Genomic DNA, 11711 nt, shown 5'->3' on the forward strand with positions numbered 1-11711 from the left:
GGTCAGCTCCGTTCGATGCCGAAGACGGCCGGCACCTGGTCGAGTGCCGCGAAGAAGGCGTCGACCTCCTGCGGCGTGTTGTAGACGGCCAGGCTGGCGCGGGCGCTGGCCTGAATCCCCAGCGCGCGGTGGAGTGGCCAGGCACAGTGGTGACCGACCCGCACCGCGACACCGTGGGCGTCGAGCACCTGACCGACGTCGTGCGCGTGCACCCCGGGGACATCAAAGGCCAACGCGCCGCCGCGATCCTGCATTCCGGCCGGGCCGAGCAGATTCACCCAGTCCCGCTCGGCGAATCCGTCGAGGAACCGCCGGGTCAGCGACTGCTCGTGCGCGTGGATGCGCTCCATCCCGACCTCGGTGAGCCAGGCCACGGCGGCGGCCAGACCGATGGCCTGAGCCGCAGCCGGCACACCGGCCTCGAATCGGGCCGGCGGAGGCATGTAGGTCGAGCGGTCCATGAAGACCTGCTCGATCATCGATCCGCCGGTGAGGAACGGCGGCATGTCGGCGAGGACATCGGCGCGACCCCACAGACCACCGATCCCCATCGGGCCGAGCATCTTGTGACCCGAGAAGGCGAGCAGGTCGACGCCGAGGGTGGTGACGTCGAGCGGTAGGTGGGGCACCGACTGGCAGGCGTCGAGGACGACGAGCGCACCGACCGCGTGGGCGGCCTCGGCGATCTTCGCGACCGGGCTGATCGTGCCGAGCACGTTGGACACGTGGGTGAGCGCGACGACCTTCGTCTTCTCCGTGATGAGGGAGTCGAGATCGGTCAGGTCGAGCAGGCCGTGCTCGCCCATCGGGATCCACCGCAGGGTGGCGCCGGTGCGGCGGGTCACCTCCTGCCAGGGCACGAGGTTCGCGTGGTGCTCGAGCTCGGTGACGAGGACCTCGTCACCCTCGCGCAGCGCGAACCGCTCGCTGCCCGGGTACAGCGGGTGCGGCGAGTTCTGGAAGGCGTAGGCGATGAGGTTGAGCGACTCGGTCGCGCTCTTGGTGAAGACGAACTCGTCGGCTCCAGCGCCGATGAACGCGGCGATCCGCTCGCGCGCGTTCTCGTACGCCTCGGTGCCCTCCTCCGAGAGTGCGTGTGCTCCCCGGTGCGGAGCGGCGTTGAGCCGCAGGTACCAGTCACGCTCGGCGTCGAGGACGCGCAGCGGTGAGTGGGAGGTCGCCCCGGAGTCGAGGTAGACCAAGGGCTGGTCGTCGCGGACCGTGCGTTCCAGGATCGGGAACTGCGCCCGGATCGCGGCCAAGTCGGCCTCGGTGAACGGGCTGACCGGGGCGATGGTGGTGGCTGTCGTGGACGTGGTGCTCACCTCACGCTTGCTGGGCCGCGGTGAAGCGGTCGTAGCCCTCGGCCTCGAGCTGCGCGGCGAGCTCCGGGCCGCCCTGTTCGGCGACCCGACCGTCGACGAACACGTGGACGAAGTCGGGGGCGATGTAGTTGAGGATGCGCGTGTAGTGCGTGATGAGGAGGATGCCGGTGCCGTTCTCGGCCTGGGCCCGGTTCACGCCCTCGGAGACGATGCGCAGCGCGTCGACGTCGAGACCGGAGTCGGTCTCGTCGAGCACGGCGATGCTCGGCTTGAGCAGTTCGAGCTGGAGGATCTCGTGGCGCTTCTTCTCACCACCGGAGAACCCGGCGTTGACGTCACGCTCGGCGAAGGCCGGGTCCATGCGCAGGTTGGCCATGGCGCCCTTGACGTCCTTGACCCACGTGCGCAGCTTCGGGGCCTCGCCGTCGATCGCGGTCTTGGCGGTGCGCAGGAAGTTCGACACCGTCACGCCCGGCACCTCGACCGGGTACTGCATCGCCAGGAACAGACCGGCCCGGGCACGCTCGTCGACGCTCATCGCAAGCACGTCGGCCCCGTCGAGGGTGATCGTGCCGGAGGTGACGGTGTACTTCGGGTGCCCGGCCACGGAGTAGGCCAGGGTCGACTTGCCGGAGCCGTTGGGGCCCATGATCGCGTGGGTCTCGCCGGACTTGATGCTCAGGTCGACGCCCTTGAGGATCTCCTTGGGGCCGTCCTCGGTCTGGACGCTGACATGCAGGTCGCGGATCTCCAGGGTTGCCATGCTGCTCGTTCTCTTTCCTTCGACGTCTGTGGTGGGTGCGCGGTGGTGGGCGGGTCGCTCAGACCACGGGCGCATTCTGGGCAAGCGCGACGAAGACCTCGCCGTTCTCGACCTTGACCTGGTGGACCGCGACCGGGACGGTGGCGGGCAACTGGCGAGGCTCGCCGGTGCGCAGGTCGAACTGCGATCCGTGGAGCCAACATTCGATGAGACAGCCCTCGACCTCCCCCTCGGAGAGCGAGACGTTCGCGTGCGTACAGGTGTCGTCGATCGCGAACACGCCCTCGTCGGTGCGCACGATGGCCACGTCCCGGCCGTCGATGACCGCCTTCGCTCCGCCTTCGGCGGGCAACTCGTCCAGTGCGCAGACGCGGATGAACTCACTGGTCTCGCTCACAGCGGGCTGGCCTCCAGCTCGGCGTCGATGACCGACATGACGTGACCGATGATCTCGGGCACCCCGATGCGGCTGACGATGCTGGCGAAGAAGCCGCGCACGACCAGACGTCGGGCGTCGTCCTCGGGCACGCCGCGGCTCATGAGGTAGAACAACTGCTCGTCGTCGAAACGGCCGGTCGTCGAGGCGTGGCCGGCCCCGGTAATCTCGCCGGTCTCGATCTCGAGGTTGGGTACCGAGTCGGCGCGGGCCCCGTCGGTGAGGATGAGGTTGCGGTTGAGCTCGTAGGTGTCGGTGCCCTCGGCCGCGGCACGGATGAGGACATCCCCGATCCAGACCGTGTGGGCACCCTCACCCTGCAGTGCACCCTTGTACTCGACCTCGGAGCGGCAGTGCGGCTGCTCGTGGTCGACGAGCAGCCGGTGCTCCAGGTGTTGACCGGCATCGGCGAAGTACACGCCAAAGCCCTCGAACGAGCCTCCGGGCCCGGCGTAGGTGGCGTTGGTCGACAGTCGGACCACCTTGCCACCGAGGGTGACGGCGATCTGCTTGACGGTCGCGTCACGACCGACGTGGATGTCCTGCTCCGAGAGGTGGAGCGTCGTGTCGTCCCAGTCCTGGACGCTGACCAACGTGAGGTCCGAGCCGTCGCCGGTGATGACGGAGACGAGTTCGGAGACCTCGGCGTGGCCCTGGTGGTCCACGATCACGGTCGCGCGGCTGTGGCGACCGGTCGTGACGACGACGTGACCGAAGACCGGCGCGTCGCCCTGACCGCGGAGCACGACCCTAACCGGTTGCTCGAGTTCGAGTTCCTTGCTGATGTCGAGGTGCAGCGCGCCCGTCGAGTTGGCCACGGCCAGGGCGGCCGGCCGGTCGCCGGGCGCCTTGGCGCCGAGCTCACGGGCCCGCTCGTGGCTGATCTCCGTCAGCGTCACGCCGTCGGGCAGGGTCGTCTCCCAGACGAGTGTGCCGTCGGTGGCACCCTCGGTGAGGAGCGTGCCGATCCGGTCGACCGGCGTGAAGCGCCACTCCTCCTCGCGACCGTGCGGGGTCGGGAAGTCGGCGACGTCCCAGGACGTGACCCGGTCGCCACGTGAGGTCACCGGACCTTCGGGGCTGGCGCCATTGGCCTGCTGCGGCTGCAATCGGGCAGCGGGGGTGGTGTCGAGCAGGCTCATGTCAGCCAACGGATCCTTCCATCTGGAGTTCGATGAGGCGGTTGAGTTCGAGGGCGTACTCCATCGGCAGTTCGCGTGCGATGGGCTCGACGAACCCACGCACGATCATCGCCATGGCCTCCTGCTCGGACATGCCGCGGGACATCAGATAGAACAACTGGTCCTCGGAGACCTTCGAGACGGTCGCCTCGTGGCCCATCTGGACGTCGTCCTCGCGGATGTCCACGTACGGGTAGGTGTCCGAGCGCGAGATCGTGTCGACAAGCAGGGCGTCGCACACGACGTTGCTCTTGCTGTTCGTCGATCCCTCGAGCACCTGAACCAGGCCCCGGTAGGACGTGCGGCCACCGCCACGGGCGACGGACTTGGAGATGATCGAGCTCGACGTGTTCGGCGCCGCGTGGACCATCTTCGACCCGGCGTCCTGGTGCTGGCCCTCGCCGGCGAACGCGATCGAGAGGGTCTCACCCTTGGCGTGCTCGCCCAGGAGGAAGACGGCCGGGTACTTCATCGTCACCTTGGAACCGATGTTGCCGTCGATCCACTCCATCGTCGCGCCCTCGGCGCAGGTCGCGCGCTTGGTGACGAGGTTGTAGACGTTGTTCGACCAGTTCTGGATCGTCGTGTAGCGCACGCGCGCGTTCTTCTTGACAATGATCTCGACGACGGCCGAGTGCAGCGAGTCGGTCTTGTAGATCGGCGCCGTACAGCCCTCAACGTAGTGCACGTAGGAGCCCTCGTCGGCGATGATCAGGGTCCGCTCGAACTGGCCCATGTTCTCGGTGTTGATGCGGAAGTAGGCCTGCAGCGGGATGTCGACGTGCACACCCGGCGGGACGTAGATGAACGAGCCACCGGACCATACGGCCGTGTTCAGCGCGGCGAACTTGTTGTCGCCGGGCGGGATGACCGAGCCGAAGTACTCCTTGAAGAGGTCCTCGTGCTCGCGTAGGCCGGTGTCGGTGTCGACGAAGATGACGCCCTGCTCCTCCAGGTCCTCGCGGATCTGGTGGTAGACGACCTCCGACTCGTACTGGGCGGCGACGCCGGCGATGAGGCGCTGCTTCTCCGCCTCCGGGATGCCGAGCTTGTCGTAGGTGTTCTTGATGTCCTCGGGCAGCTCCTCCCAGGAGGTGGCCTGCCGCTCGGTGGACTTCACGAAGTACTTGATGTTCTGGAAGTCGATGCCGGACAGGTCCGAACCCCAGGAGGGCATGGGCTTCTTGTCGAAGAGGCGCAGCGACTTCAGCCGGAGCTTCGTCATCCACTCCGGCTCGGACTTGCGGGCGGAGATGTCATTGACGACTGCGTCGCTCAGACCGCGCTGCGCCGAGGCGCCGGCGGTGTCGGCGTCGTGCCAGCCGTACTCGTACCGGCCGATGTCCTTGAGCCCGGGGTTGAGCTCTTCGATGTTGCTGGTCATCGCGGGGACCTCTCTGTGGGGGTGTCGGTCGGGTGGCGGGTGTCGAGCGGGGTGCGACCGAGCGCCGCCGCCGGGATGAAGGTCGTGCAGACATGATCGCCGTGGGCCAACGTGGCCAGCCGCTGGACGTGCACGCCCAGCAGTCGCCCGAAGGCCTCGGTCTCGGCATCGCAGAACTGGGGGAACTCCGTCGCCACGTGCTGCACCGGGCAGTGGCCCTGGCACAACTGCAGCCCCAGGCCGGAATCGGGGTCGGAGCCGGTGCCGGTGGGTCGTGCCGATGCAGCGTAGCCGTCGCGGCGCAGCGCCGCGACCAACGCCTCGGCGCGCACCTTGGGCGTGTCGCCGGCCGCGTCGAGTTCGGCGCGGTACCGCTGCTCGATCTTGGCCACCCGGTCCGAGGCGAACGCCTCGATCGCGGCCGGCCCGAGCGTGTCGGCCAGGTAGCGGATCGCGTCGGTGGCCAGTTCGTCGTATTCACCGCGGAGCGCGGTGTGGCCGGCTTCGGCCACGACGAAGGACTTCGCCGGTCGCCCCCGGCCACGGGTGCCGGCCGGCGCCTGGTGGACCTCGATCGTGCCGGCCTCGAGGAGCAGATCAAGGTGCCGGCGGACCGCCGTCGGGGTGATCCCGAGCTCCTGGGCGACACTGACGGCGCTGACCGGACCGCGCTCGGTCACGACCGCCAGAACCCGAGCGCGCGTCGTGGCGCTGGGGTCCGTGGGGTCGGTGACCTCGGTGCGGTCCTGGATAAACACAAGCCCCATGTTACTTAAATCCGCGCCGGTGTGAAATCGGTGGCCATTCTGCGGCACTACACTGCTCCGGTGCCCCCGTACGTCCGCGTCACCGACCTGCGCAAAACCTTCGGCGCCGTCGTCGCCGTCGATTCCGCCTCGTGGAGTGCCGACCCGGGTGCCGTCACCTGTGTCCTCGGCCCGAACGGCGCCGGCAAGACGACGATGATCGAATGCCTCGAGGGGCTGCAGCGACCCGACGCCGGCACCGTCCGCGTGCTCGACGTCGACCCGTGGGAGGCCGGACCGGAGCACCGCGCCCGCGTCGGAGTCATGCTCCAGGACGGCGGACTCCCCCAAAGCGTCTCGGCCGCCCGGCTGCTCTCCCACCTCACCCGCCTCCACGCCGGGCCGACCGACGTGGACGCGCTCATCGACCGCCTGGAGATCAACACCTTCGCCGCCACGCCCGTGCGACGGCTCTCCGGTGGTCAGCGTCAGCGGGTCGCCCTCGCGGCCGCCCTGCTGGCCCGACCGGACGTCGCCTTCCTCGACGAACCCTCGGCCGGGCTCGATCCGCACGCCCGCCGCGAGGTGTGGTCGCTGATCCAGGACACGGCCGCACGCGGGGCGGCCGTGGTCGTGACCACGCACTCCTTCGAGGAGGCCGAGCGACTGGCGGACCGGATCGTCATCGTCCACCGTGGCCGGGTCGTCGCGGACGGCACGCCGGCTCAGGTGGCCGGCGACCGCAGCCTCGAGGACGCGTACTTCTCATTGACCTGGAGCCCTTCGTGAGCACGACCCCCGCACCGGCGCCGTTCCTGACCCGCGCCCTGGCCCAGGCCCGGTTCGAGGCCGGGATCCTGCTCCGCAACGGTGAGCAGTTGCTCGTCGCGCTGGTCCTGCCGGCGCTGGCCCTGGTCGCGCTGACGTACGCCTCGTACCCGGACCTCGGGCCAGACCGACGGATCGACGTGGCCGCACCTGGCACCCTGGCGCTCGCCGTGATCTCCACGGCCTTCACCGGACAGGCCATCCAGACCGGCTTCGATCGTCGCTACGGCGTGCTGCGCTACCTCGGCACCACCCCGCTGGGTCGCAGCGGTCTGCTTCTCGGCCGCGCCGGTGGGGTGCTGGTGGTCCTGGCCCTGCAGACCGTCGTGCTCGGTGCCCTCGGGCTCGCGCTCGGCTGGCACCCACGCTGGATCGGGGTGCCCGCCGCACTGGTCACCCTCGTGCTCGGCGCGTGGTGCTTCGTCGCGTTGGCCCTCGCGTTCGCCGGATGGATGCGGGCCGAGGCGGTGCTGGCTCTGGCCAATCTCGTCTGGGTACTGCTGCTCGGCCTCGGCGGGGTGCTGCTGCCGGTCGACACCCTGCCCGCGGGGGTATCGCACATCGTGCGGTGGTCGCCCTCGGCGGCCCTGGGCGACGGCATGCGGGCACCGCTTCTGCACGGCTCGTGGCCGTGGATGTCCCACCTGGTCCTCATCGTGTGGGGCGCGCTCTTCACCCTGTGGGCCATCCGCACGTTCCGCTGGCGGGACTGACCGCGACCACCCGAGCATGGAGCCGTTGAGGTGGTCCCACGGCCGGGCGGTAGCGTGGGTCCGCGTGAATGCCACCGCCACCGCCCCGATCTCCCCGACGCGCAGCCGAGTTCCGGCCACGCTGCGCTGGGCCGCGCTGCTCAACCTGCTCGCCGAGGTGATGATCATCATCACCGGCGGGGTGGTGCGGGTCACCGGGTCGGGTCTGGGCTGTTCGACGTGGCCGCAGTGCACCCCCGGCAGTTACGTGCCGACCGTGGAGCAGGCCGAGGGCTGGCACAAATACGTCGAGTTCGGCAACCGCACCCTGACCGGTCTGGTCGGCTTCCTGGCCATCTGGTTGATCATCGAGGTCTATCGCCACAGCGACCGCCGCCGGTCGCTGACCATCCCGGCGTGGCTCGTGCTCGGCGGGGTCGCCTCCCAGGCCATCGCCGGCGGAATCACCGTGCTGCTCGGGCTGCACCCGATCACCGTCGCCTTCCACTTCCTGCAGTCGGCGGCGATCGTGGCCCTGTCCGCCTACGTCTGGTTCCACGTGTTCGAGACGAGCGCCACGCCCCGGCTGCTGGTGCCGCGGCTGGTCGTCCAGGCCGGGTGGCTCACCAGCGCCGTGGGCGCCCTCGTCATCGTCCTGGGGACCGTGGTCACCGGTTCCGGCCCGCACTCCGGCGACGCCGACGACCCGGCCCGCTTCGGCTTCGATCCGCGGACCATCTCGTGGCTGCACGCCGATGCGGTCATGCTCTTCGTCGGGCTCGTGGCCGCCATGCTCCTGGCCACCACGCTGACCGGCACCGACCGTCGCCCGGTCCGAGCCTGGGGGGTCGTCATGTTCGTCACCCTGATCCAGGGCGTCATCGGGTACGTGCAGTACCTGACCAAGCTGCCAGAGGGGCTGGTCGTCCTGCACATGGCCGGCGCCGCGGCGCTGGTCGTTGCCCTGGTCTACGGGATGATGGGCCTGCGTGACCGCTCCGGCCAACGAGCCTGAACGACGCTCCGTCGGCCCGGTCGCCGGTGACCGGGCGGGCGGTCAGTTCAGGCCGGGCAACGGCAGGTAGAGCAGCGGGTCGATGGCCACCCCGAGGAAGAGGATGGTCACATAGCTGATCGAGTAGTGGAACAGCCGCATGGGGCGCAGTTCACGCTGCGGAGCGTCGCGCTTGGCCGCGGCGTGCAGGCGGTGCGCCTCGGCCAGGAACAGCCCGCCGGAGAGCAGCGCCCCGATCGTGTAGATCCAGCCCATTGGGGCCACGGGGATGAGCGTCAGCGAGGTGAGGACCATGAGCCACGCGTACCGCACGACCTGGGTGGACACCTTGGTCATCGACGCGGTCACCGGCAGCATGGGGACCTCGGCGTTGGCGTAGTCCTCCTTGAACCGCATCGACAGCGGCCAGTAGTGCGGCGGGGTCCAGAAGAAGATGACGAGGAAGAGGATCAGCGCGGGCCAGTCGAGCGAGTTCGTCACGGCCGACCAGCCGATGAGCACCGGCATGCACCCGGCGATGCCGCCCCAGACGATGTTCTGGTCGGTGCGGCGCTTGAGGATCATCGTGTAGCCGACGGCGTAGAGCACGATCGCGAGCAGCGACATCATCGCCGAGAGCGGGTTGACGAAGGCCCACAGCCACACCGTCGAGGCGATCGTCAGCACGAACCCGAAGATCGTGGCCGCGCGCGGGCTCACCTCACCGGTGACCAGGGGGCGGTGCGCCGTGCGGGCCATCTTCGCGTCGATGTCCCGGTCGTAGACCATGTTGAAGGTGTTCGCCGCCCCGGCGCTGAGCGAGCCACCAATGAGGGTCGCCACGACGAGCCACAGCGACGGGACACCGCGCTCCGCCAAGAACATCACCGGCACCGTCGTGACGAGCAGCAACTCGATGATGCGCGGCTTGGTCAGTGCAATGTAATTGCGCACCGTCCGACGCCAACGCTGCGCGGGGCCCACCTGGGTGTCCGTGGTCGACTCGACTGCAGTCACGATGCCTCTGGGTTCGCAGGGTGCCACGCACGGCCGAGGGGCGGGTGGCAAGGTCAACGATCATCGTATCGTGGAGCGCGCGAATGTCTGATACCCCATTGTCAGCCTGGGTGACTAGGCTGCGGGGTGGATGACTCCGGAACTGCCGGGGCGCGGCGCTCCCCCAGAAAGAAGAACACGTTGACGACCACCCGTGACCACAGTGCGACGACCCGCTCGACCACCCTGCCGTTGCCCGTGGCGACGCAGGCCGGCTGGAGCGACCTCGATGTTCGCGCCGTCGACACCGCCCGACTCCTCGCCGCCGATGCCGTCCAGAAAACCGGCAACGGTCACCCGGGTACGGCGATGAGCCTGGCCCCCGTGGCATACCTCCTGTACCAGTCCGTCATGACATACGACCCGGCCGACGTCGCTTGGCTCGGCCGTGACCGTTTCGTTCTCTCCTGCGGGCACTCCTCGCTGACCCAGTACATCCAGCTCTACCTCAACGGTCTCGGGCTGGAGCTGCGTGACCTCGAGTCGCTGCGCACGTGGGGCTCGCTCACCCCGGGCCACCCCGAGGTCAAACACACCCCCGGCGTCGAGATCACCACCGGGCCGCTCGGCTCCGGTCTGGCCTCCTCGGTCGGCATGGCCATGGCCCAGCGCCGCCAGCGCGGACTGCTCGACCCGCAGGCGCCCGCCGGTGAGTCGCCGTTCGACCACCACATCTGGGTACTCGCCTCCGACGGCGACCTCCAGGAGGGTGTGGCCTCGGAGGCCTCGTCCCTGGCCGGGCACCAGCAGCTCGACAACCTCACGGTCATCTACGACCAGAACCGCATCTCGATCGAGGACGACACGAACGTCTCCTTCAGCGAGGACGTGGCCAAGCGGTACGAGGCCTACGGCTGGCACACCATCACCGTCGACTGGCGCAAGAACGGCGACGGAGCGGCGTACGTCGAGGACGTCGACGCGCTGCTGGCCGCTTGCCACGAGGCCAAGGCAACCCAGGGCAAGCCGACCCTGATCGTCCTGCGCACGATCATCGCCTGGCCTGCCCCGACCGCCCAGGACACCGGCGCCTCCCACGGCGCGGCCCTCGGGGCCGACGAGATCGCCGCGACCAAGACCCTGCTGGGCTTCGACCCGGAGCAGTCGTTCGCGGTCGAGGACGAGGTCCTGACCCACACCCGCAAGGTCGCCGCCGAGCGGGGCGCCACCGCCCACGCCCAATGGGAGGAGCGCTACCAGGCATGGCGCACCGCGAACGTCGACGCGGCCGCGCTGCTGGACCGCCTGCTGGCCGGGGAACTGCCCGCCGACCTCGACGCGGCCCTGCCGACGTTCGAGGCCAGTGAGAAGGGCGTCGCCTCCCGGGCAGCCTCCGGCACGGTGCTCAACGCCCTGGCCCCCGTCATGCCCGAGTTATGGGGCGGTTCGGCCGACCTCGCTGGGTCGAACAACACGACAATGAAGGGCGAGCCGTCGTTCGTGCCCACCGAGCACCAGACGGCCACGTGGCAGGGCGGGCCGTACGGTCGCACGCTGCACTTCGGCATCCGTGAGAACGCCATGGGGATGATCCTCAACGGCATCGCGCTCGAGGGTCTGACCCGTCCCTACGGCGGGACGTTCCTCGTCTTCTCCGACTACATGCGCCCGGCCGTGCGCCTGGCCGCGATCCAGCAGTTGCCGGTGACGTTCGTGTGGACCCACGACTCCGTCGGCCTGGGCGAGGACGGCCCGACCCACCAGCCGATCGAGCACCTCGCGTCGCTGCGGGCCATGCCGGGCCTGGACGTCGTCCGCCCGGCGGACGCCAACGAGACCTCCGTGGTGTGGGGCCAGATCCTGCGCAACGCCCACCCGACGGGCCTGGCCCTGTCGCGGCAGAACCTGCCGACGCTCGACCGGTCGGTCTACGCCTCGGCGCAGGGCGCGATCAAGGGCGCGTACGTCCTGGCCGAGTCCTCGACGCCGACCCCGCAGGTCATCCTGCTGGCCACCGGCTCCGAGGTGCACCTGGCCGTCGACGCGCGGACCGAGCTCGAGGCCGCCGGGATCGGTACCCGCGTCGTCTCCGTGCCGTCGCGCGAATGGTTCGACCGCCAGTCGCCGGAGTACCGCGACGAGGTGCTGCCGCCCGCGGTCCGCGCCCGCGTCTCGGTCGAGGCCGGGGTCGCCCAGGGCTGGCATGACCTGGTCGGCGACGCCGGCCGCATCCTGAGCATCGAGCACTTCGGCGCCTCCGCCGCGGGATCGGTGCTCTTCACCGAGTTCGGCTTCACCGTCGAGAACGTCGTCGCCGCGGCCCACGCGTCGATCGAGGCCGCCGGCACCCACGCCTGAACCCACCA

11 protein-coding genes are annotated in these 11711 nt (G+C 69.5%); 4 read left to right on the forward strand and 7 right to left on the reverse strand.

Annotated elements, in window-relative coordinates; translation table 11 throughout:
* Positions 1 to 2: 2 nt before the first annotated feature.
* Genes KD1_RS04240 through KD1_RS04265 form a run of 6 tightly spaced genes read right to left on the reverse strand, consistent with a single transcriptional unit; the run spans position 3 to position 5856 of the window.
* Positions 3 to 1325: an aminotransferase class V-fold PLP-dependent enzyme gene (locus KD1_RS04240; protein WP_245627272.1), complete on the reverse strand. Its 1323-nt coding sequence runs from the start codon at positions 1323 to 1325 to the stop codon at positions 3 to 5.
* Between the two features lies 1 nt (position 1326).
* On the reverse strand, positions 1327 to 2088 hold the full coding sequence (gene sufC / locus KD1_RS04245) for a Fe-S cluster assembly ATPase SufC (protein ID WP_068398014.1): 762 nt from the start codon (positions 2086 to 2088) through the stop codon (positions 1327 to 1329).
* Positions 2089 to 2146: 58 nt separating this feature from the next.
* Positions 2147 to 2485 (reverse strand): non-heme iron oxygenase ferredoxin subunit, encoded by a 339-nt coding sequence (locus KD1_RS04250; RefSeq protein WP_068398017.1) that lies wholly within the window; start codon positions 2483 to 2485, stop codon positions 2147 to 2149.
* Positions 2482 to 3666 carry a Fe-S cluster assembly protein SufD gene (sufD, locus tag KD1_RS04255; RefSeq protein WP_068398020.1) on the reverse strand — a complete coding sequence of 395 codons (1185 nt, stop codon included), beginning with the start codon at positions 3664 to 3666 and terminating at the stop codon, positions 2482 to 2484. Before sufD ends, KD1_RS04250 begins: the two co-directional genes overlap by 4 nt.
* Before the next feature lies 1 nt (position 3667).
* Entirely contained in the window at positions 3668 to 5089 is a 1422-nt protein-coding gene (gene sufB / locus KD1_RS04260) for a Fe-S cluster assembly protein SufB (RefSeq protein ID WP_068398023.1), read from the reverse strand.
* The gene (locus KD1_RS04265; RefSeq protein ID WP_083542060.1) at positions 5086 to 5856 is read right to left on the reverse strand and encodes a helix-turn-helix transcriptional regulator; all 771 of its coding nucleotides are present in this window, start codon (positions 5854 to 5856) and stop codon (positions 5086 to 5088) included. The genes sufB and KD1_RS04265 overlap by 4 nt, the downstream gene beginning before the upstream one ends.
* 60 nt (positions 5857 to 5916) lie before the next feature.
* Between KD1_RS04265 and KD1_RS04270 the strand changes: the two genes are divergently transcribed.
* The 3 genes from KD1_RS04270 to KD1_RS04280 all read left to right on the forward strand — a co-directional run bounded on the left by KD1_RS04270 (position 5917) and on the right by KD1_RS04280 (position 8370).
* Positions 5917 to 6624, forward strand: a complete 708-nt coding sequence (locus tag KD1_RS04270; protein WP_068398119.1) for an ABC transporter ATP-binding protein — start codon at positions 5917 to 5919, stop codon at positions 6622 to 6624.
* Entirely contained in the window at positions 6621 to 7376 is a 756-nt protein-coding gene (locus KD1_RS04275; protein WP_068398026.1) for an ABC transporter permease, read from the forward strand. The genes KD1_RS04270 and KD1_RS04275 overlap by 4 nt, the downstream gene beginning before the upstream one ends.
* 64 nt (positions 7377 to 7440) lie before the next feature.
* Entirely contained in the window at positions 7441 to 8370 is a 930-nt protein-coding gene (locus KD1_RS04280; protein WP_245627273.1) for a COX15/CtaA family protein, read from the forward strand.
* A 42-nt stretch (positions 8371 to 8412) separates the two neighbouring features.
* Here KD1_RS04280 and KD1_RS04285 read toward each other — a convergent pair whose 3' ends face one another.
* Positions 8413 to 9333, reverse strand: coding sequence for a heme o synthase (locus KD1_RS04285; RefSeq protein WP_281177582.1), 921 nt, complete (start codon positions 9331 to 9333; stop codon positions 8413 to 8415).
* A 213-nt stretch (positions 9334 to 9546) separates the two neighbouring features.
* Between KD1_RS04285 and tkt the strand changes: the two genes are divergently transcribed.
* Positions 9547 to 11703 (forward strand): transketolase, encoded by a 2157-nt coding sequence (gene tkt / locus KD1_RS04290; protein ID WP_068398032.1) that lies wholly within the window; start codon positions 9547 to 9549, stop codon positions 11701 to 11703.
* Positions 11704 to 11711: the final 8 nt, after the last annotated feature.

It is taken from the genome of Kribbia dieselivorans NBRC 106261, from assembly GCF_001552435.1.
GTDB lineage: Bacteria > Actinomycetota > Actinomycetes > Actinomycetales > Dermatophilaceae > Kribbia > Kribbia dieselivorans.